At 67.1% G+C, this 22,601-nt stretch carries 17 protein-coding genes; 4 read left to right on the top strand and 13 right to left on the bottom strand.

Annotation, left to right across the window (positions count from 1 at the left end):
- Positions 1–11 precede the first annotated feature (11 nt).
- Together RW112_RS16840 and tdh are read right to left on the bottom strand one after the other, a co-directional pair.
- Positions 12–1,220, bottom strand: coding sequence for a glycine C-acetyltransferase (locus RW112_RS16840; protein ID WP_317782859.1), 1,209 nt, complete (start codon positions 1,218–1,220; stop codon positions 12–14).
- Positions 1,221–1,282: 62 nt separating this feature from the next.
- Positions 1,283–2,329 (bottom strand): L-threonine 3-dehydrogenase, encoded by a 1,047-nt coding sequence (tdh, locus tag RW112_RS16835; protein ID WP_317782858.1) that lies wholly within the window; start codon positions 2,327–2,329, stop codon positions 1,283–1,285.
- Positions 2,330–2,477: 148 nt separating this feature from the next.
- On the opposite strand from tdh, the gene RW112_RS16830 reads away from it, so the two are divergent.
- Positions 2,478–3,386 carry a LysR family transcriptional regulator gene (locus tag RW112_RS16830; RefSeq protein WP_317782857.1) on the top strand — a complete coding sequence of 303 codons (909 nt, stop codon included), beginning with the start codon at positions 2,478–2,480 and terminating at the stop codon, positions 3,384–3,386.
- A gap of 81 nt (positions 3,387–3,467) precedes the next feature.
- On the opposite strand, the gene gatB is transcribed toward RW112_RS16830, so the two are convergent.
- The 4 genes from gatB to RW112_RS16810 form a co-directional block, all read right to left on the bottom strand.
- Positions 3,468–4,973, bottom strand: coding sequence for an Asp-tRNA(Asn)/Glu-tRNA(Gln) amidotransferase subunit GatB (gatB, locus tag RW112_RS16825; RefSeq protein WP_317782856.1), 1,506 nt, complete (start codon positions 4,971–4,973; stop codon positions 3,468–3,470).
- Positions 4,973–6,532: an Asp-tRNA(Asn)/Glu-tRNA(Gln) amidotransferase subunit GatA gene (gatA, locus tag RW112_RS16820; protein ID WP_317782855.1), complete on the bottom strand. Its 1,560-nt coding sequence runs from the start codon at positions 6,530–6,532 to the stop codon at positions 4,973–4,975. The genes gatB and gatA overlap by 1 nt, the downstream gene beginning before the upstream one ends.
- Before the next feature lie 3 nt (positions 6,533–6,535).
- Positions 6,536–6,832 (bottom strand): Asp-tRNA(Asn)/Glu-tRNA(Gln) amidotransferase subunit GatC, encoded by a 297-nt coding sequence (gene gatC / locus RW112_RS16815; protein WP_028272567.1) that lies wholly within the window; start codon positions 6,830–6,832, stop codon positions 6,536–6,538.
- A 143-nt stretch (positions 6,833–6,975) separates the two neighbouring features.
- On the bottom strand, positions 6,976–8,451 hold the full coding sequence (locus RW112_RS16810; protein ID WP_317782854.1) for a CitMHS family transporter: 1,476 nt from the start codon (positions 8,449–8,451) through the stop codon (positions 6,976–6,978).
- Between the two features lie 191 nt (positions 8,452–8,642).
- Here RW112_RS16810 and RW112_RS16805 point away from each other — a divergent pair, with 191 nt between their 5' ends.
- On the top strand, positions 8,643–10,430 hold the full coding sequence (locus RW112_RS16805) for an ATP-binding protein (protein ID WP_317782853.1): 1,788 nt from the start codon (positions 8,643–8,645) through the stop codon (positions 10,428–10,430).
- Positions 10,423–11,085 (top strand): response regulator, encoded by a 663-nt coding sequence (locus RW112_RS16800; RefSeq protein ID WP_317782852.1) that lies wholly within the window; start codon positions 10,423–10,425, stop codon positions 11,083–11,085. Before RW112_RS16805 ends, RW112_RS16800 begins: the two co-directional genes overlap by 8 nt.
- Here the strand turns inward: RW112_RS16800 and RW112_RS16795 are convergent.
- Both RW112_RS16795 and RW112_RS16790 read right to left on the bottom strand, forming a co-directional pair.
- On the bottom strand, positions 11,082–11,465 hold the full coding sequence (locus RW112_RS16795; protein WP_317782851.1) for a RidA family protein: 384 nt from the start codon (positions 11,463–11,465) through the stop codon (positions 11,082–11,084). The two genes, RW112_RS16800 and RW112_RS16795, sit on opposite strands and share 4 nt — an antisense overlap.
- Before the next feature lie 47 nt (positions 11,466–11,512).
- Entirely contained in the window at positions 11,513–12,016 is a 504-nt protein-coding gene (locus tag RW112_RS16790) for a GNAT family N-acetyltransferase (protein WP_317782850.1), read from the bottom strand.
- Between the two features lie 302 nt (positions 12,017–12,318).
- Between RW112_RS16790 and RW112_RS16785 the strand changes: the two genes are divergently transcribed.
- A complete protein-coding gene (locus tag RW112_RS16785; RefSeq protein ID WP_317782849.1) occupies positions 12,319–13,728 on the top strand; it encodes an LLM class flavin-dependent oxidoreductase in 1,410 nt (469 codons plus the stop codon).
- Positions 13,729–13,736: 8 nt separating this feature from the next.
- Here the strand turns inward: RW112_RS16785 and RW112_RS16780 are convergent, their stop codons facing one another.
- From RW112_RS16780 to RW112_RS16760, 5 genes are all read right to left on the bottom strand, one after another.
- A complete protein-coding gene (locus tag RW112_RS16780; RefSeq protein ID WP_317782848.1) occupies positions 13,737–14,549 on the bottom strand; it encodes an inositol monophosphatase family protein in 813 nt (270 codons plus the stop codon).
- Positions 14,546–16,837 carry an NAD-dependent DNA ligase LigA gene (ligA, locus tag RW112_RS16775; RefSeq protein WP_411709927.1) on the bottom strand — a complete coding sequence of 764 codons (2,292 nt, stop codon included), beginning with the start codon at positions 16,835–16,837 and terminating at the stop codon, positions 14,546–14,548. The genes RW112_RS16780 and ligA overlap by 4 nt, the downstream gene beginning before the upstream one ends.
- A gap of 148 nt (positions 16,838–16,985) precedes the next feature.
- Entirely contained in the window at positions 16,986–17,249 is a 264-nt protein-coding gene (locus RW112_RS16770) for a hypothetical protein (RefSeq protein WP_305940283.1), read from the bottom strand.
- 135 nt (positions 17,250–17,384) lie between these two features.
- A complete protein-coding gene (locus RW112_RS16765) occupies positions 17,385–21,866 on the bottom strand; it encodes an FtsK/SpoIIIE domain-containing protein (RefSeq protein ID WP_317782847.1) in 4,482 nt (1,493 codons plus the stop codon).
- On the bottom strand, positions 21,863–22,567 hold the full coding sequence (locus tag RW112_RS16760) for a hypothetical protein (protein WP_317782846.1): 705 nt from the start codon (positions 22,565–22,567) through the stop codon (positions 21,863–21,865). The genes RW112_RS16765 and RW112_RS16760 overlap by 4 nt, the downstream gene beginning before the upstream one ends.
- Positions 22,568–22,601: the final 34 nt, after the last annotated feature.

Raw genomic sequence — 22,601 nt, 5'->3', positions numbered from 1 at the left:
ACGTCAGTACCTCAGGCGCCCACCGCGTCGCGGCTCTCGACGAAGGCCCGGACGCACGCCTCGACATCCTCGCTGCTGTGCGCCGCGGAGAGCTGCACCCGGATCCGGGCGGCTCCCTTGGGCACCACGGGGTAGCTGAACGCGGTGACGAACACGCCGTGCCGGAGCATCCGGTCGGCCACCTTGGCGGCCATCACGGCGTCCCCGAACATCACCGGGACGATCGCGTGCTCGCCGTCGAGGAGCTCGAATCCTTCGGCCGCCATCCGGGTCCGGAACAGCGCGGCGTTGGCAAACAGCGTGGAGCGCAGCTCCGCGGAGTTTTCCACGAGGTCCAGGGCCTTCAGCGTGGCTGCCACGATGGCCGGCGCGAGGGAGTTGGAGAACAGGTAGGGACGGGCTTTCTGGCGGAGCATGGCCACCACTTCGGCGCGGCCGGAGACGTAGCCGCCGGAGGCGCCGCCCAGCGCCTTGCCGAACGTGCCGGTGTAGATATCCACACGGTGGCTGACACCGGCGTGCTCGGGCGTGCCTGCGCCGGTGGAGCCCATGAAGCCTACGGCGTGCGAGTCGTCCACCATCACCAGGGCGTCGTATTTTTCGGCCAGGTTGCAGATGGCCTCGAGCGGGGCCAGGTAGCCGTCCATGGAGAACACGCCGTCCGTCACGATGATCTTGCGCCGGGCCGGTTTCTCCTGCGTGGTGGCCTCAATCAGTTTGGCTTCCAGGTCCGCCATGTCACGGTTGGCGTAGCGGAACCGCTGGGCCTTGCAGAGCCGGATGCCGTCGATGATGGACGCGTGGTTCAGGGCGTCGGAGATGACGGCGTCCTCGGGTCCGAAGAGGGACTCGAACACGCCGCCGTTGGCGTCGAAGCAGCTGGAGAAGAGGATGGTGTCCTCCGTGCCCAGGAACTTGGAGACCCGTGCCTCCAGTGCCAGGTGCAGGTCCTGGGTGCCGCAGATGAAGCGCACGCTTGCCATGCCGAAGCCGCGCTCGTCCATGGCGGCCTTCGCGGCCGCGATGATGTCCGGGTGGTCCGCAAGTCCCAGGTAGTTGTTGGCGCAGAAGTTCAGCACGTCTGCCCCCTGCTCGCCGATCTGGCCGGCCCTGATGTGGCTGGCCTGCGGCGAATCGATGTGGCGCTCTGTCTTGAACAGGCCCGCGGTGCGGATCTCATCCAGCTCGTCCTGCAGCTGGTCCTTGATGGCTGAATACATGGGTTGCGCTCCTCAGCTGGGGTGAATTCTTTGTTCTGGTGCCGGTCAGTACTGGAAAAGGGCTAGAAGACGGTCCAGTCAAGGACAACCTTGCCGCCCACGCCGGCGCGGGCAATCTCGAAGCCCTTCTCCCAGTCCGTGGCGGGCAGGGTGTCCGTGACCACCGCCGAGATGTTGGCGTGCAGCACCGGGTTGGAGGACAGCATGGCACTCATCGCGTACCACGTCTCGAACATTTCCCGGCCGTAGATGCCCTTCATGGTCAGCATATGCGTGACCACCTTGCCCCAGTCGATGTCGATGGACTGGCTCGGCAGGCCCAGCATGGCGATCCGGCCGCCGTGGTTCATGTTGTCGATCATCTCGGGCAGGGCGGTGGGATGGCCGGACATTTCCATGCCGATGTCGAAACCCTCGCGCATGCCCAGTTCGCGCTGGGCGTCCTTGACGCGCATCTTCGAGACGTCGATGGCGAGGTCCACGCCGAGCCGGCGGGCCAGTTCCAGGCGCGGCGCGGAGACGTCGGTGATGGCAATTTTCCGGGCGCCGGCGTGGCGGGCCACGGCGATGGCCATGAGCCCGATGGGCCCGGCGCCGGTGATCAGTACGTCCTCGCCGACGAGCGGGAAGCTCAGGGCGGTGTGGACGGCGTTGCCAAAGGGATCGAAGATGGCGCCGAGTTCGGGAGTGACGGACGGATCCTGGTGGACCCAGACGTTGGTCTCGGGGATGACCACGAATTCGGCGAAGGCACCGTCCCGCTGGACTCCCACGCTGACGGTGTGGATGCACATCTGGCGGCGGCCGGCGCGGCAGTTGCGGCAGATGCCGCAGACGATGTGCCCTTCGCCGGAGACGCGGTTGCCGACCTTGACGTCGCGGACGTCCTCGCCGATTTCCACTACTTCGCCGTAGAACTCGTGGCCGGCGATCAGGGGTGCCTCGATCATGCCCTGGGCCCAGGCATCCCAGGACTGGATATGAAGGTCCGTGCCGCAGATCCCGGTGGTCATCACGCGGATCTTGACGTCCCCGGGGCCGGTTTCCGGCTCGGGGCGGTCCACCAGCTCAAATCCGGCGTGTGCGCCGGCTTTGTACAGAGCCTTCATTGGCTTCCTAACTCTCGGGATTGCGTCTAGCGGTGCCCGCGGTGTTAGCGGGGCTGACTCCCTTCATTAGAACCACAAAGAAGCATTAGCACAACCGAATTCTTCTCAATCGACGATTTAGGATTTGCTAAGCAATAGACTGTGAGGCATGGAAATCCATCAGCTGGAAATGCTCCGGGAACTCGGCGCCCTCGGGAGCGTCAAAGCGGTGGCCGAAACGCTCCTGGTCACCCCCTCGGCCGTATCCCAGCAGCTGGCCGCACTCCAGCGCAGCGTGGATGTCCCGCTGACCCGCAAGGAGGGCCGGAACCTGGTCCTGACTGAGGCCGGCCAGGCACTGGCCGACGCCGGTGCCGCCGTCGTCAGCGCCATGGCGGATGCCCGGATGGCAATCGGCGCGTATCACGGCTCCCCCGTCGCTCCGGTGACGGTGAGCGGTTTCCACAGCGCCGGGCAGGCGCTGTTCGCGCCCCTGGCCCGAATGCTGGACTCGCCTGACAAGCCCCGCGTCCTGCTGTCCGACGAGGACGTGGCCCAGCAGGACTTCCCCGCCCTGACGGCGCGGTACGACCTGGTGCTGGCGCACCGTATGGACCACAGCCCGCGCTGGCCGGAGGAACGGGTGGCGGTCATCCCGCTGGCACACGAGCCGCTGGACGTGGCATTGTCCGCCGGGCACCGGCTGGCGGGCATGGAAACACTGACGGCGCACGACGTCGTGGGCGAACCGTGGGTGACCAGCCACGCCGGCTACTCCCCCGCGGATGTGCTGTCCGCCGTCGCGGCCGTATCCAGCAGGGAGCTGAACATCGTCCACCGGATCAACGACTACTCCACTGTTGCGGGGCTGGTGGCGACCGGCAGCGTGATCGGGCTGCTGCCGCGGCACACCGCGCGGCCGGTGCTGAACCCGGACATCGTGCTGAGGCCGCTGCAGGGCATCAGCACCCGGCGCCGGATCGACATCCTGGCGCGGCCGGAAAACCTCAAGCGCACCTCGGTGATGATGGTGTGCGAGGCCCTGGAGGACATCATGGCCGGCCTGGTCTCCCCTTAAACCCAACTAGGTCGCAGTAGATGTCGTTATGAGCGTTCTAAACGACATTAACTGCGACCCAGTTGGGTTAAATCGGGTGGCTTAGCCTTCGACGCCGAGGCGCTGCAGGATCAGTTCCCGCACGCGGCCAGCGTCGGCCTGCCCGCGGGTGGCCTTCATGACGCCGCCCACGATCGCACCGATAGCCTGCAGCTTGCCGCCGCGGATCTTGTCCGCGACACCGGGCTGCGCGGCAAGCGCGGCGTCGATGGCTTCCAGCAGGGGGCCGTCGTCGGAGACCACGGCCAGGCCGCGCTTCTCCACGATCTCCGCCGGGGTGCCTTCGCCGGCGAGCACGCCGTCAAGCACTTCCGCGGCCATCTTGTTGTTGATCTTGCCGGCTTCCACCATCTTGTTCAGTTCCACGATGGTTTCCGGCTTGACCCCCAGCTGGCCGGGGTCGACGTCCGCGTTCTTGGCGCGGCCCACGATCTCGCCCATCCACCACTTGCGGGCCACCGTGGCCGTGGCGCCGGCAGCAATGGTTTCCTCGATCTCGTCCATGACACCGGCGTTAACCACGTCACGGAACTCCAGGTCCGAGTAGCCCCAGTCGGCCTGCAGGCGCTTGCGGCGCTCGGCGGGCGGCTCGGGCAGGGTGGCACGCAGTTCCTCCACCCATTCACGGGAGGCAACAATCGGAACCAGGTCCGGCTCCGGGAAGTAGCGGTAGTCGTCGGCGTCGGACTTGGCCCGGCCCGACGTCGTCGAGCGGGTGTCCTCGTGCCAGTGGCGCGTCTCCTGGATGACCGGCTCACCGGAGTCCAGGACGGCGGCGTGCCGCTGGATCTCGTAACGGACGGCGTGTTCGACGGCGCGCAGCGAGTTGACGTTCTTGGTTTCCGAGCGGATGCCGAAGCGTTCGCGGCCGTGCGGGCGCAGCGACACGTTGGCGTCACAGCGCACGTTGCCGCGCTCCATCTTCGCGTCCGAAACGCCGAGGTTCTTCACGATCTCCCGGACCGCGGCGACATAGGCCTTGGCCAGCTCAGGGGCACGGCTGCCGGCACCCTGGATCGGCTTGGTCACAATCTCGACGAGCGGAACGCCGGAACGGTTGTAGTCCACCAGCGAGTAGTCCGCACCCTGGATGCGCCCTGCCGAGCCGCCCATGTGCGTCAGCTTGCCGGCATCCTCTTCCATGTGGGCGCGCTCGATTTCGACGCGGAACACGGTGCCGTCCGACAGTTCGATGTCCAGGTAGCCGTCGTACGCGATGGGTTCGTCGTACTGCGAGGTCTGGAAGTTCTTCGGGGTGTCCGGGTAGAAGTAGTTCTTCCGGGCGAAGCGGCAGGTCTCGGCGATCTTGCAGTTGAGCGCCAGGCCGATCTTGATGGAGGACTCGATCGCGGTCTTGTTCACCACGGGCAGTACGCCGGGCATGCCGAGGTCCACCTCGTTGACGTTCGTGTTGGGCTCATCGCCGAAGACGTTCGGCGCCGAGGAGAACATCTTCGTTTTGGTATTGAGCTCCACGTGGACCTCGAAGCCCAGGACGGGATCGTACTTCTCCATGGCCTCTTCGAAGCTCAGGGTTGCGTCAGTCATTAGTGTGAACCTCCGTGGCTCGGGACAGTTTCAGTCAGGGCCGGAGCACGGTCCAGCAGCGGGCCGCCCCACTGTGCCTCGAGCAGCGATTCGAGCACGGCGCCCACGCGGTACAGGCGCGCATCCTGGCGGGCCGGGGCAAGAAGCTGGATACCGACGGGCAGTCCGTCCTCGTCAGCCAGGCCGCCCGGCAGGGACAGGCCCGGGACGCCGGCCATGTTCGCCGGAATCGTGGCGACGTCGTTCAGGTACATGGCCAGGGGGTCGTTCAGCTTCTCGCCCAGTTTGAAGGCCGTGGTGGGGGCCGTCGGGGAGATCAGGACGTCGGCCTGCGCGAACGCTGCCTCGAAGTCACGCTGGATCAGGGTGCGGACCTTCTGCGCCGAGCCGTAGTAGGCGTCGTAGTAGCCGGCGCTGAGGGCGTAGGTGCCCAGGATGATGCGGCGCTTCACTTCGTCGCCGAAGCCGGCGGCGCGGGTGGCACCCATCACGCGCTCGATGGTGAGCGGCGCGTCCTTGGGCAGGACCCGCAGGCCGAACCGGACGCCGTCGAACTTGGCCAGGTTGGAGGAGGCTTCCGACGGCATGATCAGGTAGTAGGCGCCCAGGGCGTACTTGAAGTTGGGGCAGGACACCTCAACGATTTCCGCGCCGGCCTGCTTGAGCAGTTCCAGCGATTCGTTGAAGCGGTTCTCGACGCCGGCCTGGTAGCCCTCGCCGTGGAGTTCCTTGATGATGCCGATCTTCATGCCGTCCACATTGCCCGTCCGGGCGGCCGCGACGAGGTCGTCCAACGGGTCCGGCAGTGACGTCGAATCACGGGGATCGTGGCCGCCGATGACCTGGTGCAGCAGGGCCGAGTCCAGCACGGTACGGGAGACCGGGCCGATCTGGTCCAGCGAGGACGCCATCGCGATGGCGCCGTAGCGCGAAACGCTGCCGTAGGTGGGCTTGACGCCCACGGTGCCGGTGACGGCGCCGGGCTGGCGGATGGATCCGCCGGTGTCCGTGCCGAGGGCAAGGGGTGCTTCGAAAGCAGCGACGGCGGCAGCGGAGCCACCGCCGGAGCCGCCCGGGATCCGGTCCAGGTCCCACGGGTTGCGGGTGGGACCATAAGCGGAGTGCTCCGTGGAAGAACCCATGGCGAACTCGTCCAGGTTGGTCTTGCCCAGGATCGGCATTTTGGCGTCGCGGAGGCGTTTGACCACTGTGGCGTCGTACGGGCTGAGCCAGCCTTCGAGGATCTTCGAGCCTGCCGTGGTGGGCTGGCCGATGGTGACGATGAGGTCCTTGACGGCGATGGGGACGCCGGCGAGTTCGTGGAGTTCCGCAGCGGCGGCACCGCCCGCGGCGCGGATGGCGTCAACCTCTGCGGCGACGGCGAGCGCCTCCTCGGTATTGACGTGCAGGAAGGCGTGGACACCCCGGGGGCCGCCGTCGACCGCTGCGATGCGGTCCAGGTAGGCCTGGGTAACTTCGACGGAGGTGACCTCGCCGGCCGCGAGCTTCGCGGCCAGCTGCGCGGCGGAGAGGCGGATCAGAACGTTGTTCTCAGTCATGTATCAGTCCTCATCCAGGATGGCCGGAACCTTGAAGCGGCCTTCGTATGCGTCGGGGGCACCGCTCAGGGACTGCTCGGCTGTGAAGGTGTGGCCTACAACGTCCTCGCGGAACACGTTTGTCAGCGGAATCGGGTGGGACGTGGCCGGGACGTCATCACCGGCGGCTTCACTTACGGACTTCACTGAATCGACGATGACGGCGAGTTCGCCGGCCATCCGGTCCAGCTCTTCAGCACTCATCTCGATGTGCGCGAGACGCGCGAGATGCGCGACGTCGTCGCGGTTGATCGCAGCCATGGATCTCCCCTGCAATGTAGTTTTGGTTTCCCCCATAGTCTACGTTGCAACAGTGTGCCCGCCTGACGACCCCCAGCGGGCGTCAGACGGGCAGCACCGACCCGCAGCCGGGCTGCAAGCAGCCAGCCGCAGGCAGCTTTACCCTAACCGATACCGATGGCTCCCGTCAGCATTCCGATTCCCAGCATGACGAGGGAGACGACGGCACTGCGCCACAGCACCTTTTTGTGGTGGTCGCCCAGGTCCACTTTGGCCAGGGACACCAGGAGCAGGATGGCAGGAACCAGCGGGCTCTGCATGTGGAACGGCTGGCCGGTGATGGAGGCGCGGGCCATCTCGGCCGCGCTGATGCCGTAGTGCGCGGCGGTCTCGCTGAGGACCGGGAGGACGCCGAAGTAGAAGGCATCGTTGCTCATGAAGAACGTCATGGGGATGCTGAGGACGCCGGTGATCACGGCCATGAACGGACCCATGCTGGCGGGGATGATCTGCACGAGCCAGGCGGACATGGCTTCCACCATGCCGGTGCCGGTCAGGACACCGGTCAGGACCGCTGCCGCCATGACCATGCTGACCACGGCCACGATGGACGGTGCGTGGGCAATGAGCTGGGCGCCCTGGTCCTTGACGTTCGGGAAGTTCACCAGCAGGGCGATGGCCGAACCTACCATGAAGACGTAGGGCAGGGGCACGAGGTCGGCGATGAGCATGCCCATGACGGCGACGGTGAGTCCCAGGTTGAACCACTGCAGCTTGGGGCGCAGGGTCTTACGGTTGGGGTCCAGTGCGGTGTCGGCCATGGCGGTGTCGTGGTCGTCGACGAGCGATTCGGTGCGTTCCAGGACGGCTACGGAGGATCCTTCCGGGGAGAGGCCGGCGGGACCGCCGGTTGCGGGAACCGATGAGCTGCCGGAACCTCGGCGGCCGGCGCCCGAGCCGCCGGCGGTGCTGCCGCCGTCGAACTCTTCAGCGGTATCAGGCACGCCCCAGATTTCGGGCTGGGTGGCGCGGAGGCGGTTGCGCTCCTGCAGACCGAGCACCCAGGCGAACACCAGGACGACGGCAAGGCCGGCGATCAGCGACGGGATCATGGGCACGAAGACATCGTTGACGTCGATCTTCAGCGCGGTAGCGGCGCGGGCGGTGGGGCCACCCCACGGGACGATGTTCATGGTGCCGTTGGCCAGGCCGGCCACGCAGGTGAGGACCACCGGGCTCATTTTCAGGCGCAGGTAGATCGGCAACATGGCGGCGGTGGTGAGGATGAAGGTGGTGGAGCCGTCGCCGTCGAGGGACACGGCGGCGGCCAGGATGGCGGTGCCGAGAACCACCTTGGCGGGGTCATTGCCCAGCTTTCGCAGGATGAACCGGACAAGCGGATCGAACAGCCCGACGTCGATCATCAGGCCGAAGTAGATGATGGCGAACATCAGCAGGGCTGCGGTGGAGGTCATGGACTTCATCGAGTCCATCACCATGTCCCCGATGCCCAGTCCTGCCCCGGCGAACAGCCCGAAAACGGTGGGGACGATGATCAGCGCCAGCACTGGCGTCAACTTCTTCGTCATGATCAGCACCATGAATACCGCGATCATGGCGAATCCAAGTAATACCAGCACGGCCGGCTCCTTTGTCAGTCAATGGCACCACTCCGGTGTGATGCGCACTACAGACGTTAGAGTGGCCCGCGTCACGGCCGTGCCTTTGGCTCAATTGATTGGCATACTGCTTATTGGGAGCATTTTGCTCATTTAGCTCAACACCCTCGTCAGCACACCGTCACAGCAGCCGCCACCCCGTCAGGAGGGCAATGAAGCGTCCGGCACCCAGGCAGCCGCTGCGGTTTTCCACCCAGACCCTGCTGCTCCAGCTCGGGGTGGTGGTGCTCGTGGTGCTGCTCAGCGGTGCCGTGCACGCCTGGCTGACCTACGAGCGGCTGGGCCGGGAAGCTGAGAACCAGGCGCTCACCCTCGCCCGGACGGTGGCCTCGGACCCTGCGGTCCGCCGGGAGGTCCAGGCCATCAGCCGTGAGGCGGGCACTCCTCCGGCTCCGGTGCTGCTGGCCGGCCCCCTGATGGCCGTGGCCGAAGGTGCGCGGACCCGCACCGGGGCGTTGTTCGTGGTGATCACGGACGAAACCGGCCTGCGGCTGGCCCACCCCGACGCCGAGCGGCTGGGCGAAAAAGTCAGCACGGATCCCTCCGAGGCCCTCGCCGGCAAGGAGGTCACCACCCGGAACACCGGCACGCTGGGTCCCTCCGCCGGTGCCAAGGTGCCGGTTTTCGCTCCCGGTTCGGAGTCCGTGGTGGGCGAGGTCAGCGTGGGGTATTCCACCGAGAGCATCGTCCAGAGCCTTGCCCGGGACATCACGCCCATCGCGCTCACCGCGGCGGGTTCGCTGCTGGCCGGCATCCTGGCCTCGTTCCTGCTGCGCCGCCGCCTGCAGCGGCTGACGCTGGGCCTGGAACCGGAGGAGATCAGCACGCTGGTCCATGACCAGGTGGCGGTCCTGCAGGGCGTTGACGACGGCGTGATCGGCGTCGCGGCGGACGGCAGGATCAGCGTCTTCAACGCCGCCGCCCAGCGGTTGCTTGGCCGGCCGGATCTCGCCGGCTCGCCGTGGGAGCGGGCCCCGGTGCCGGAGCAGCTGAAGGCCCTGACCCGGCCGGATGCGGCTGAAGGCGACGCCGTCGAAATCATTGCGGGTGCCCGCGTGCTGGTGGCCAGTGCCCGCAAGGCACTGCACCGGCAGGAAGACCTGGGCTGGGTGGTGATGCTCCGCGACCGCACCGAACTGCAGCACCTTACCCGCCAGCTGGATGCCGTGGGCACCATGTCCACCGCCCTGCGCGCCCAGCGGCACGAGTTCGCCAACCAGCTGCACACCATTGCCGGCTTCATGAGCATCGGGCAGCATCAGCAGGCCCGCGATTACCTGGCGCGGCTGGCCGCCACCGGTCCGCTGAAATTCCCGGTGGACCAGGCCGAGCTGCTGCAGGACCCGTACCTGCAGGCCTTCGTGGGCGCCAAGGGCGTGGAAGCGGACGAACGCGGTGTCACGCTGCGGATCGGCCCGGAAACCCTGGTCCGCGGCCAGGTCACCGAGCCGCAGGATGTCACCACGGTGCTGGGGAACCTGATCGACAACGCCGTGAACGCCGCCGTCGCCGGCTCGGCACCGGACCGCTGGGTGGAAGTGGAGTTGCTGGACGAACCGGGGCCCGACGGCGGCACGCTGCACATCGTCGTCGCGGACTCAGGCGACGGGCTGGCTTCCGGCCCGCCTGCCGACGCCGGTGCGGACGGGGCGGGCGAAACCGGTGCCGACGGATCCGCGGCGGAAGCCGCGGACGCAGCGGAAGCCATCTTCGCGGAGGGATTCACGACGGCGGCACGGCCGGCGCGTGCCGGCGGCGGACAGGGTTTGGGGCTGGCCCTCGCCAGGCAGCTGGCGCGGCGCCGCGGCGGCGACGTCCGGATCCTGGAGCCCGGTTCCCCCGGCGGGCCCGGCGCGGTGTTCATGGCGACGCTGCCGGGAACCACTGCCGGAATCACTGCCGGGAGCAACGAACTAATCGGAAAGGATAACGATGGCTGAGGATCTCAGGGTGCTGATTGTGGATGACGACTTCCACGTCGCCAAGCTGCACGCCGCCTACGTGGATTCGGTGGCGGGTTTTATGGCGCTGCCGCCGGCGGGCACGGCATCGCTGGCGCTGCAGGCCATCCACAGCCTGCGCCCGGACCTGGTGCTGCTCGATGTGTACCTGCCGGATGCGTCGGGCCTTGACCTGCTCGGCCAGCTGGACGTGGACACGATGATCCTGAGTGCGGCCTCGGACGCGGCCTCCCTGCGCGTGGCGTTCCGGCGCGGCGCCCTGGGCTACCTGTTGAAGCCGTTCACGGCCGAGTCCCTGTCCCAGCAGCTCCGCTCCTACGCCCGGTACCGGCGGATCCTGGCCCAGCCGGGCGCGCTGGATCAGGACACCGTGGAGCGCGCCAAACGCTCGCTGATCCCGGGCGACGTCACGGCGTCAGCCAAGCCCCGCTCCGCGACCGAGGCCGCCGTTCTTGAGTCCTTGGAACCCGGAGAGCAGTACTCGGCGGCCGAGGTGGCCGGACGCGTAGGGGTATCCCGGGCCACCGCCCAACGGTACCTGTCCTCGCTGGCGGACGACGGCGCCGTCGACATCCAGCTCCGCTACGGCACCACCGGACGCCCGGAACACCGCTACGGCCTGCCGGCTAGTTAGCTGGCGCTCTTCTGGGCTACCAGTTCGATCTCCACGAGCATCTTGGGGTCGAGGAACGGCAGCACGTGAACCAGGGACAGCGTGGGGCGGATCTCGCCGAACACTTCACCGTGGGCCCGGCCGGCGTCTTCCCACTTGCTGATGTCCGTCAGGTACAGCTTCGATTGCACTACGTCCTCGTAGGCGAACCCGGCCTCGGCCAGGACGGCGCCCAGTTTTTCGAGGATGAACTTTGTCTGGCTGTAGAAGTCCTCGCCCTCGATTCCGTTGTCACCGCTCGCCGCGGTGGCGGAGATGTACAGGGTGTTGTCCACCTGCACCGCACGGGAATAGCCGAGGGTCTGCTCCCACGAGGAGCCGGAGCCGAATGTCTTGCGCATTGGTGTGCCTTTCGATGGTGCCTTGAGTCGGCACCACTTTAGGGCGGCTACACGTCGAGCCGGTAAACCAGCAGCTTTATGTCGGTGTCCGGCACGAACCAGTCGCGCTCGGGAACGCGCTGGAAGCCGGTTTTCCGGTACAGCCCGTGCGCGCTTTCCCAGGTGCGGCCGGTGGTCAGGGCCACGGCCGTGACTCCGTCCAGCGACTTCGCGTGCGCTATGATCGCCTCGACCATGGCCTTGCCGGCGCCGCTGCGCTGGACGGCCGGGTCCACCACGAGCATACGGAATTCGAGTTCGTCCGCCAGCGCGATGTCCGCAAACGGTTCACCGGCGACGGCCAGCGTCACCGAACCGACGATGCGCCCCGCACGCTCGGCTACCCAGATGGTGGCCTGCCGTGCCCGTGTGGCGACATCCTGGATCTGACGCATGTAGGGGTGGTCGGCACTCGCGAAGTAGCCGGCGGCAAGGTAGGCGTCCCGCGTAATGCGGGCCACGGCGTCGAAATCTGCCGGGACGGCCGGGCGAATGAGGATCTGCGAATGCACTTATCCATGGTAGTTGCGGGCACACGCCTGTCCCCGCGAAAGGTCCGTTTCCGTGACTGAACTATCACTACGCGTTCGCGGCCCGGCATCGCCCCGGGTTGCCCTCCGTTTCGCGGCGTTGCGCTGCGTTGCCCCGCGTGGCCCTGCGTGGCCCCGCGTGGCCCTGTATTTCCGGGTATTTCACTGTATTTCCGGGCGTTGCTCCAGTGGTCGGCGGCGCTGGCCGACCGCCGCCGGGCTGTGGTTGATTTGCACCACCGCCGCCGGCCACCGACACCGCCCCGACAGACAGGACCCCTCCCATGGCATCCCCTCAGCGCACGCTGCACCTCAACGCCTTCCTCATGAGCACCGGCCATCATGAGGCCTCCTGGCGGCTGCCCGAAAGCAATCCGCTGGCCAGCCTGGACATCAACCACTACCGCAACCTCGCCCGGATTGCCGAGCGCGGCAAGTTCGATTCCATTTTCTTCGCAGACTCGCCAGTGATCTTCGGCGATGTGGGCCGCCGGCCGGCCGGGAAGCTTGAGCCCACGGTGCTGCTGACCGCCATCGCCGCAGCGACCGAGAAGATCGGCCTCATTGCCACGGCGTCCACCACGTATAACGATCCGTTCAACCTCGCAAGGCGCTTCGCCTCCGTCGACTTCGTCAGCGGCGGCCGTGCCGGCTGGAACGTCGTCACCACTGCCGGGCCCGACGCCGCACGGAACTTCGGCGTCGACGACCAGCCGGCGCACGCCACCCGTTATGAGCGGGCGGCAGAATTCCTGGACGTCGCCGGCAAGCTGTGGGACAGCTGGGATGACGACGCAGTGGTGGCCGACAAGGAGGCGGGCGTGTGGGCCGATCCGGACAAGGTCAGGCCGATCGACCACGTCGGCAAGCATTTCCGGGTGCGCGGGCCGCTCAACGTTCCGCGGTCCCCGCAGGGCTACCCACTGATTGTCCAGGCCGGTTCCTCCGAAAACGGCAAGGGCCTCGCTGCACTCTACGCAGAGGCCGTGTTCACCGCGCAGCAGACCCTCCAGGACGCCCAGGAGTTCTACACCGACCTCAAGGCCCGCACCGCCGCGGCCGGCCGGGACCCGGAGGGCATCAAGATCCTCCCCGGAATCGTGCCCGTGCTGGCCGGTACGGAAGCTGAGGCCAAAAAGCTGGAACTTGAACTCGACGAGCTGATCCGGCCGGAATATGCCCGGATCGAACTGGCCAAGACCCTGGGTGTCAGCCCGGACGAGCTCCCGCTGGACCGGCAGCTCCCGGCAGACCTTCCCGACGAGGATTCCATCCAAGGTGCCAAGAGCCGCTACACCCTGATCGTCGAACTCGGCCGCCGCGAAAAGCTCACGGTGCGGCAGTTGATCGGGCGCCTGGGCGGCGGCCGCGGGCACCGCACCTTCTCGGGGACTCCGGAGCAGGTGGCAGATGCCATCCAGCTCTGGTTTGAGAACGGCGCGGCCGACGGCTTCAACATCATGCCCGCCGTGCTCCCGTCAGGGCTGGAAGCCTTCGTTGACCATGTGGTGCCGGTCCTCCGCCAGCGCGGCTTGTTCCGGACGGAGTACACGGCCGACACGCTGCGGGGGCACTACGGCCTGGAACGGCCGCTCAACCGGTACTCCGGCGCCGCCGGGCTGGCCGGCGCTGCCGGGCTGGCCGGCGCTCCCGGGCTGGCCGGCGCTCCCGGGCTGGCTGGCGCGCACGCCTGACCCCTGTCCTAGAGCGGAAACTTGCCGGACAACTCAAGGGTCCCGGCACATGTCCACGCGGCGAGGCGTTCCTCGTCCGTGGGTCCCCCGTCGAGGGGGCTGGTGAGGCGGGGCCGGCGCACCCAGCAGCCGGCTTCCTCGGCGATGAGGGCGCCGGCCGAGAAATCGTGCTCGTTGAGTCCGCGTTCCCCGAAGGCGTCATGGGTCCCGTCCGCCACGAGGCAGAGGTCCAGGGCGGCCGATCCCAGCCGGCGCACATCGGCAAAACCCTCCATGAAGCCGCCGAGGGCCGCTGCCTGCTCGGCCCGGACACCGGGGTCATAGCTGAAGCCGGTGGCCAGGATCTGCCCGGCCCGGCCCGGAACGGGTCCGGTGAGCTGGGTCCGGCGTCCCTGCTCTTCGAGCCACGCACCACCGCCGCGCGATGCGTAGTAGACGCGGCCCAGGGCCGGAGCATCGACGACGCCGGCCAGCCAGGCGCCGTCGGAATCTGCCACCGCCACCGACGTGCCGTAGTACACGATGTTCCGGATGAAGTTGGTGGTGCCGTCCAGCGGGTCGATGGACCAGCGGTAGCCGCTGGGGTTGTCCCGGCTGAGGGTGCCGTTTTCCTCGCCGGTGACGGTGTCCTGTGGCCGGGCACGGCCGATGACCTCACGGACGGCGTTCTCGGCGGCGACGTCGAAGGCCGTCACCCAGTCCCCCGAGTCCCCTTTGTTGCTGACGTCCAGTGCGTCGGCGTTGCGGGCGGCAAGCACCGCGGCGCCCGCGGCGGCTGCCGCTTTGGCCACTTCCAGCAGGTCCGCGGGCAAGGCGCTCATTCCGCCTGCCCTTCCTGGCGGTCCTCCGGGTCATCACCGTCGCTGGCGTCATCCGGGGCGACAGCGGGGCCGTGGGCCAGGAGCTCGCGGAAGCCGTCCTCGTCCAGCACCGGCACGCCGAGCTGTTCGGCCTTGTCCAGTTTTGTTCCGGCATTCTCGCCTGCCACCACGTAGCTGGTGTTCTTGGAGACGGATCCCGCGGCCTTGCCGCCCCGGATCAGGATCGCTTCCTTGGCTTCGTCCCGGCTGAAGCCTTCGAGGCTGCCGGTGACCACGATGGTCAGCCCCTCGAGGGTCCGCGGCGTGGACTCGTCCTGCTCGTCCTCCATCCGCACACCGTCCTGTGCCCAGGTGTCCACGATTTCGCGGTGCCAGTCCTCGGCAAACCATTCCTTCAGGGCGGCCGCGATCACCGGGCCCACGCCGTCGACGTGGGCGAGGTCCTCCTCCGAGGCCTGCCGGATGGCGTCCATTGAGCCGAAGGCGGTGGCCAGGGCCCGCGACGCCCGCGGCCCGACGTGCCGGATGGAGAGCGCCACGAGGACCCGCCACAGCGGCTGGGTCTTGGCTTTTTCCAGTTCGGCGAAGAGCTTTTCCGTGGTTGCCGTCGGCTTGGACGGCGCCTTGGCCGTGCCCTTGGTGTAGAAATACGGCACAAGTTCGAATTCGCCCGTTGCCACTCCCTTGGAGCGTTTCTCACGGCGGATCCGGACGTCGGCGAGGTCTTCGCGCCCGAGCCGGAAGAGCGTGGCTTCGCTGGTCAGGGGCGGGGTCTCCGGCTCGGCCGGCTGGGTCAGTGCGATGGCGGCTTCCCAGCCGAGCGCTTCGATGTCGAAGGCGCCGCGGCTGGCCACGTGGAAGACGCGTTCACGCAGCTGGGCCGGGCAGGACCGTGAATTGGGGCAGCGGATGTCCACGTCCCCTTCCTTCCCGGGAGCAAGCGGCGTCCCGCAGGACGGGCAGTCCGTGGGCATCACAAAATCGCGCACGGGCGGGTCCTGCTGGTCCCGCAGCGCGAGCACCGGCCCCACAATCTCCGGGATGACGTCTCCGGCCTTCCGGAGCACCACAATGTCGCCGATCTTCACGCCCTTTGCCTTGACGACGTCCTGGTTGTGCAGGGTGGCCATTCCAACCGTGGACCCGGCTACTTTCACGGGTTCCATGATGCCGAAGGGGGTGACGCGGCCTGTGCGGCCCACGTTCACGGCGATGTCCAGCAGCTTGGTGTGGACTTCCTCCGGCGGGTACTTGTAGGCGACAGCCCAGCGCGGCACCCGCGAGGTGTACCCGAGTGCACGCTGGGTGGCGAAGTCATCCACTTTGACCACGATGCCGTCGATCTCATGCGTCAGGCCGTGCCGCTTGTCGCCATAGCGCTTAATGAAGTCGAGCACTTCCTGGAGGCTGCCCAGGACCTCGAAGTACGGGCTCGTGGGCAGGCCCCACTCGGCAAGCTGGCGGTAGGTGTCGGACTGGCTGACGGTTGCCAGCCCTTCGCGGGCGCCAATGCCGTGCACGTACATGCGCAACGGGCGCTTGGCGGTTTCCGCGGGATCCTTTTGCCGCAGCGACCCTGCGGCGGCATTGCGGGGGTTCGCCAGCGGCGCCTTGCCGGCTTCGATCAGGGCCTCGTTGAATTCGGCGAAGGCCTTTGACGGAATAAACACCTCGCCGCGGACTTCCATCTCGGCCGGATAGTTCCCGCCCGTCAGCTGCTGTGGAATCTCCTTGATGGTCAGGACGTTGTGGGTGATGTCCTCACCGGTGTAGCCGTCACCCCGCGTGGCGGCGCGGACCAGTTTGCCGTCGCGGTAGAGCAGGTTCACCGCCAGCCCGTCGATCTTGAGTTCTGTAAGCCAGGCCGGGGTTCCGTTCCCCAGTTTGGCCACGGAGGCTTCCGCCTTGGCGATCCACGCCTCAAGTTCCTCGAGGGAAAAGACGTCTTCCAGGCTGTACATCCGCTGCAGGTGTTCGACGGCGGCAAACGCGGCGGACACCTCGCCGCCCACTTCCTGCGTGGGTGAATCGTTGGCCACCAGCTCCGGGTGCATGGCCTCGAGCGTTTCGAGGCGCCGGAAGAGTTCGTCGAACTCAGCATCCGAGATGAGGGGCGTGTCTTCCTGGTAGTAGGCGAAGCGGTGCTTGCGGACCTCTTCGACCAGGTTTTCGTATTCCTCACGCACTGCCCCCGAAGGCACCGTTTCCCGGGTGGCGCCTTCCTGACGTGAGTTTGCCCCGGTTGTGCGTTGCGTTTCAGTGTCTGCTGCCGTGTTCCCTGTGCTCACAGACCTATCCTGCCCTAGATCTCCGACATTGTCTGGCCAGCGCTCCGGCTCCCGGTCTGGTCAGCAGTCCCGTGCGCAGCAAACAAAGGCCCCGGACGCAATGATGCATCCGGGACCTTTGATTCAGCACTTGAGCGCCGCGGCGTTCCTAGCGGGAAGCCTCTTCCTGCTGGGCAGCGTTCTTGGTTGCCTGCTTGCCGGCCTGCTCCAGCGCCTGCGCCACCTTGGTCAGGCTCGTGACATGCGAACCGGACCATTCGCTGCGGAACTTCTCCGCGTCCGGGCCCTTCCAGTCAGTGCTGTCCAGAGCCTTCGTCAGCTGCGACTTCGCCTTCTCAATTTCGGACGAACCTGCCTGAAGCTTGCTTCCCAGCGCCTTGAGCTGGGCAATGTCTGCACCCCAAATAGCCATTAGTTATCTCCTTCAGTCAACGGACCCGATCCGATCGGCTCCCCAGCGGCCCCCGGCTCTTCCGGAAGATCCATTACCTAGAAACTATCCCGCGGCCCAAACCACTGTCGATGGGCACCGCTCCCCATGGAAGGTTCACCTCGCCGCTCCCACCCGGCTGAGGTCGGGATCGGCCTGGCTGCGGTTTTCCGGCGGCAACGCGATCTGCAGCTTGCGGACCTTGCCCCGGCCCACAATGTAGCCGCGGCCCGGAATGAAATCGGCGCTGATCTTGCCCAAAGATGTGCTGAGCAGGGTGTCGCCGTCGATGTCGCCCGGGTTGATCAACAGTCCGCGCCTGCCCGACTTGAACGGCTGGGACAGCGACCATGCGGAGGACCAGGTGGAGGTCTCAGACTCTCCCACCACCCATTGGTCGGCCTTGATGGACGCGGTCACCAATTGCTCGATGCCGGACTCGGCGCCGGTGTCCGTGAATTCGGTCAGGCCCTCGATGAAGATGGCCAGCCTGCCGGGGTTCTCGGAGGAGTAGTCCACCAGCGCGTCGATTGCCTCTTCGACGTCGTCGGCCCCGACGAGAGACCGGTTCCAGACCTTCAACGATGCGACGGCTGACCGGCGGGAGCCGATGTAGACCAGCTCGGTGCCGGGGTTGGACCGGCGCAGGGCATAGGCCATGGTGACCAGGGCCACGGTGCGGCCGGCTCCGGGGGGACCCGCCACGAGCAGCGGTCCCTTGGCCATGATTTCGGCCGGCTGGAGCGTCTCGTCGTCCACGCCGATGACGGGCAGGTCCGGGCTCCCGGCGGGAAGGATGTCCAGGTCCACCTGCTCGGGCAGCCGTTCGATCTGCGGCGCCTTCTGCACTCCCTGGCGCAGCATGGCCTCGCTGAGCTTGTGCACCTCGCGGGCCTGGAGGGCCAGGTTGGAGTTGCCGCCGAGCACGGCCAGCTGGACCTCATGTGCACCCAGCAGGCCGCGGCCCGGAGGCGATGCCTGGCTCAGGACGTCCTTGGGCACGTCGAGCGAAATGTAGTCGTCTTCGGAGGAGAGCCGCAGCACCAGTCGCCGCTGGATGGAAGCCAGCAGCGAGGCCGGGACCGAGTTGGGCCGGTCGCCGGCGACCACCAGGTGGATGCCCAGCGGCCGGCCGTCCGTTGCCAGCTGCAGGAAGATGTCCCAGAGTGCGGACAGGCGGCTGTATTCGTAGGCTTCGCGGAAGCTCGACATGCCATCCACCAGGATGAAGATCCGCTTCTCGTCCGGATCGTTGGCCAGCTTGCGGTATTCCACGATCGTGGAGGCCCTGACTTCGGCGTACCGGGCGGCGCGGTCGTCGGCGACGTCCCGCAGCCAGCGCAGCAACCGGCCGACGCGTTCGACGTCGTCGCCGTTGATGATCTCGCCGACGTGCGGGAGCCCGTCAAGCATCTTCAGCCCCGAGGAGCCGCAGTCGATGCCGTAAACATGGACCGGGCCTCCGCGCGGAGTGACCGCCGCGGCGATGGCGATGCCGCGCAGCGCGGCCGATTTACCCGAACCGCCCGTTCCGTAGATGGCCATGTTGCCGTCTTTGTCCGGCTCATAGAAAACGGTGGGCTGGTCCTGGCGGGCAGGATCGTCGGCCACGCCCAGGAGGAGCCGTTCGTCTGTCCGCGGGTTGGGGAGCTTGGAGAAATCGTAGGTTTTGGCCAGCTCGTTGAGCCACGGCTTCCGGGGCGGCGCGATGGTAAGGGCCTCCGCTGCCTTGATGATGTTGGCCGTCATCCTGGCTATGTCATTGGGCCCGGCAGGCTCCTCGCGTACCGGCTTTTCAGGCGCCGGGGCCGCCCAGCCGGGTCCCGAGCCGAAGGCCATCTCCACGATGTCGATCTGCGGGGTCTGCGGTTTGTCCGTCGTCCAGCCGCCTGCGTAGCCGGTCTGGAAGCCCTGGATCCGGCCCGGGCCGGTCTTCGCAGCGCCGCGGCCGGGGATCGAGGGGTCGAAGTACGCGGCAGTCGGAACGCCCAGAATGTCGGTGGCGTCGTCCTCGTCGGCCATGCGGAGGGCCACCCTGAGGTTGGTGTTGGCGCGCAGGCTTTCCTTGATGACGCCGGCGGGCCGCTGGGTGGCCAGGATCAGGTGGAGGCCCAGGGACCGGCCCCGGGCGGCAACATCCACCACGCCGTCGACAAACTCGGGGACTTCCGTGGCGAGCGCCGCGAACTCATCCACGATGATGATGAGGTACGGCGGCGCCTCGGGATCCGCCTCGCGCTGGAGGCCCAGGAGGTCCTTGGCCTTTTTCCGGTTGAGCAGGTGCTCCCGGTAGTGCAGTTCAGCACGGAGGGATGTCAGGGCGCGGCGCACGAGGTGCTGGGAAAGGTCGGTCACGAGGCCCACGGTGTGGGGCAGGTTGACGCAGTCGGCGAAGGCGGCACCGCCCTTGTAGTCCACGAACAGGAAGCTGACCCGGTCCGGACTGTAGGCAGCGGCCATGCCCATGACCCACGACTGCAGGAACTCGGACTTGCCGGCACCGGTGGTGCCGCCCACCAGGGCATGGGGACCTTCGTTTTTCAGGTCCAGGTACAGCGGTTCGATGCCCTTGGAGCCCACCAGGGCGCGGAGGGTGCCGTTGTCCTTGCGGTTGGCCACGGCGGTGGCGTGGACCGAGTTGTTTTCCTTCCAGCGGTCCGCCACGGCCTGCGGGTTGTCCATGAAGTCCTTGCCGATGAGGCTCACGTAGGACACGGCGCGGGGCAGGTCGGATTCGTCGTCCACAGGCTTGCCGACGTCGATGACCGGAGAGAGCATCCGGGCAAGCTGGGTGGCGAGTTCGGCGTCGAGGCTTTCGCAGCTGACCGGGTACGTGTGGCGGCCAAGCCGGACCTGGCCGGTGGTGGTTCCGTGATCGCCGTCCACCACCATGAAGTCGCGGCACGCGGCCGGAAGCGACTGGACGCTCGTGGCCACCCACATCACGTGCACGCCCGAATCAGGGCCGCGTTCAACGAGCCTTGTGAGGCGGCCGCGGTCCACCGGGGCGTCGTCTTCGACGATGACCAGCACGGACGGAAGGACGGGTCCGGGGATCTCGCCGTTCTCGGCGTCAATGCCGGGCCTCGGGACGGGACGCGGCGACTGCGCGCCGGCTTCGCGCTGGTCGATCAGGTCCTCCAGCCGGGCCAGCAGCGAGGATCCGCCGGCAGGTCCCGCCGCCAGGTGGTCGCCGCTGAGCGGGCTGTGCCCTGAACCGACGTGCGGCAGCCATTGAAGCCAGTTCCAGCGTTCCCGTGATGTGGCTGATGTGATTGCCGTGACCACCACTTCGGCCGGTGAATGCAGTCCGACGGTCTGCAGCACCATGCCGCGGGCCACGTCGTCCACGAGGCCGCGGGCGCCGGCCAGCCCGAAGGCTCCGGCGGAGCGGAGCTGGGACACGATGGGCACGCCTTCGATGTCCTGGAACTGTTTGAGGCAGGCCTGGATTTCCTGCATGTATTCGGCTTCGGTTTCGTTGTTGCCCGGCTCTTCGAACGGGATGCGGGACGGCGACGTCCCCAGCCCGAAGCGCAGGCCCAGGAACCCCTTGTGCTCGGGCCGGTGCGTCCAGAGCAGCGGGCCCAGCTTGTAGATCGAGTCCACAGTGTCACTGACCGACGGAGCTTCCTGGAGGCGAACGGACCGTTCGATGTTCTGAAGCTCGGTGATGTCCTTGCGGAAGGCAGCCATGGCTTCGCGGAACTGCTTGAGCTGCTCTTTGCGTTCGCGCTTGCTCTGCATTTTGTGGTCCACGTAATGGCCGATGATGAACAGCGGCATCATCATCATGAACAGGACCGAGAGAACGTTGCCTGTGACGGCAAACAGAATGGCACCCATCATCAGCGGCGCGATCAGCATGATGTAGGGGAACGGCTGGTGTTCCTGGCGTTTTGGACCGGCCGGCAGTACACGCTTGGGCGGAGCGAAACGCGGCACCACGCGCGGCGAGCGGTTGAAGTCCACCAGCGGCGACGTCGGCGCACCGCCGTGGTGCCCGAGGCTCACAACGGAGACAGTCGTGTCTCCAAGCGTGACCGAATCCGAGGAGTTGAGCGTGGCCCGGGTGACCGGCAGCCCGTCCATGATCAGCCCGTTGGCGGAGTTCGTGTCCACGATCTCCACGGTCTCCCCCACCGTGATGCGGGCGTGCCGCTTGGAGGTCATCGGGTCCGAAAGCCGGACGTCCACGTCCCGGTCCCGGCCGATGTAGCTGGTGCCGAAGGGCAGGGAAAATTCCTGCCCGACGTCGGGACCGGACAACACGCGGAGGGTCGCCGCAGCGGGACCGCGGTTGGCGCCCGGTGCGGCGAACTGTTCGCTGACCTGTGCCAGCGAGACGATGGATCCCGGCCTGAGCCCCGATTCGAGCAGGTTGTCCGCACGGTTGAGGATGTTGCCCCTCATTCCGCCGGCCACGAACGCCTCGTCGATGCTCAGCGACAGGTTCTCCGGCGGCTGCGTGCCGCGCCGTTCAGGGTCCGCAGCCCACAGCTGGGTGGCGATGTCCGCCACCGTCGCCAGGCCGTCGACAGTGACGGCGAGGTCCTTGGCATCGGCCGGGTCGCGGCGCAGTGTCAGCCTGATTTTCACCCTTCGTCGACCCCCCTCATTTTCTCGATCAGGTGCAGGTCGTCCGCTGTCACCAGGTGCGACGTCACGGCGTGCTCCACGAGCCGGGCACGACGGTTGGTGGCGAGCTTTCCGCCGCCGCCGCGGAGGCCGGCGACGCCGACGCGGTCAAGTTTGTCGCACACATTGTCCAGCTTTCTGTTGAACCGGGTCAGCGCCCAGCCAAGGGTCTTGGCGGCAGCGGCCGACGACGGGATGGCGCTGAAGCCGGTGCCGTCGCGCCGCAGCATGGGCTCGGCGAGGGCGACGATGAGCGCCTTCTGGGAGTCGGTGAACACCACGGGTCCGATGGTGGTGTCTCCGCCGCTCTTTTCGTCGGGGGCCTCCTGCCGGAAGGAGGGTGTCTTGAGATGGACGGCGAACTCGTACGTGGTGGGGCCCGCGGTGAAGATCACGTTTGTGTGGCTGAAGACAAGCGGAATCCGGGCGCCGGGTGAGAGCCATGCCTGCATCCCGCCGCTGCCGTCAGCCACGGTGGCCGAGAGCATGCTTCCCACGTTGCTGAGCCACCAGATGCCGTCGTACCGGGCGATCTGGAGGAAGCGCCGGTGCAGGTACGGGTTGTCGTCTACTTCCAGGTGGCCCTCGCGTCCGATGTCAAAGACGTCCTCGTCCGACGGCTCATACCATTCGCCACAGAAATCTATTGCTAGATCCCCCATTTTCCGTGCCTCCTCAGCCTGTTGCGGGATTGTT

The sequence above is a fragment of the Arthrobacter sp. B10-11 genome (genome assembly GCF_033142195.1).
GTDB lineage: Bacteria > Actinomycetota > Actinomycetes > Actinomycetales > Micrococcaceae > Arthrobacter > Arthrobacter oryzae_C.
The sequence above is the reverse complement of the archived record's forward strand: the minus strand, read 5'-3'. Positions and strand labels throughout refer to the sequence as shown.

Coding starts and splice junctions, on each gene's coding strand:
- RW112_RS16840 (WP_317782859.1), bottom strand. CDS start 1,220: ATGTATTCAGCCATCAAGGACCAGCTGCAGGACGAGCTGGATGAGATC.
- tdh (WP_317782858.1), bottom strand. CDS start 2,329: ATGAAGGCTCTGTACAAAGCCGGCGCACACGCCGGATTTGAGCTGGTG.
- RW112_RS16830 (WP_317782857.1), top strand. CDS start 2,478: ATGGAAATCCATCAGCTGGAAATGCTCCGGGAACTCGGCGCCCTCGGG.
- gatB (WP_317782856.1), bottom strand. CDS start 4,973: ATGACTGACGCAACCCTGAGCTTCGAAGAGGCCATGGAGAAGTACGAT.
- gatA (WP_317782855.1), bottom strand. CDS start 6,532: ATGACTGAGAACAACGTTCTGATCCGCCTCTCCGCCGCGCAGCTGGCC.
- gatC (WP_028272567.1), bottom strand. CDS start 6,832: ATGGCTGCGATCAACCGCGACGACGTCGCGCATCTCGCGCGTCTCGCG.
- RW112_RS16805 (WP_317782853.1), top strand. CDS start 8,643: ATGAAGCGTCCGGCACCCAGGCAGCCGCTGCGGTTTTCCACCCAGACC.
- RW112_RS16800 (WP_317782852.1), top strand. CDS start 10,423: ATGGCTGAGGATCTCAGGGTGCTGATTGTGGATGACGACTTCCACGTC.
- RW112_RS16795 (WP_317782851.1), bottom strand. CDS start 11,465: ATGCGCAAGACATTCGGCTCCGGCTCCTCGTGGGAGCAGACCCTCGGC.
- RW112_RS16785 (WP_317782849.1), top strand. CDS start 12,319: ATGGCATCCCCTCAGCGCACGCTGCACCTCAACGCCTTCCTCATGAGC.
- RW112_RS16780 (WP_317782848.1), bottom strand. CDS start 14,549: ATGAGCGCCTTGCCCGCGGACCTGCTGGAAGTGGCCAAAGCGGCAGCC.
- RW112_RS16770 (WP_305940283.1), bottom strand. CDS start 17,249: ATGGCTATTTGGGGTGCAGACATTGCCCAGCTCAAGGCGCTGGGAAGC.
- RW112_RS16760 (WP_317782846.1), bottom strand. CDS start 22,567: ATGGGGGATCTAGCAATAGATTTCTGTGGCGAATGGTATGAGCCGTCG.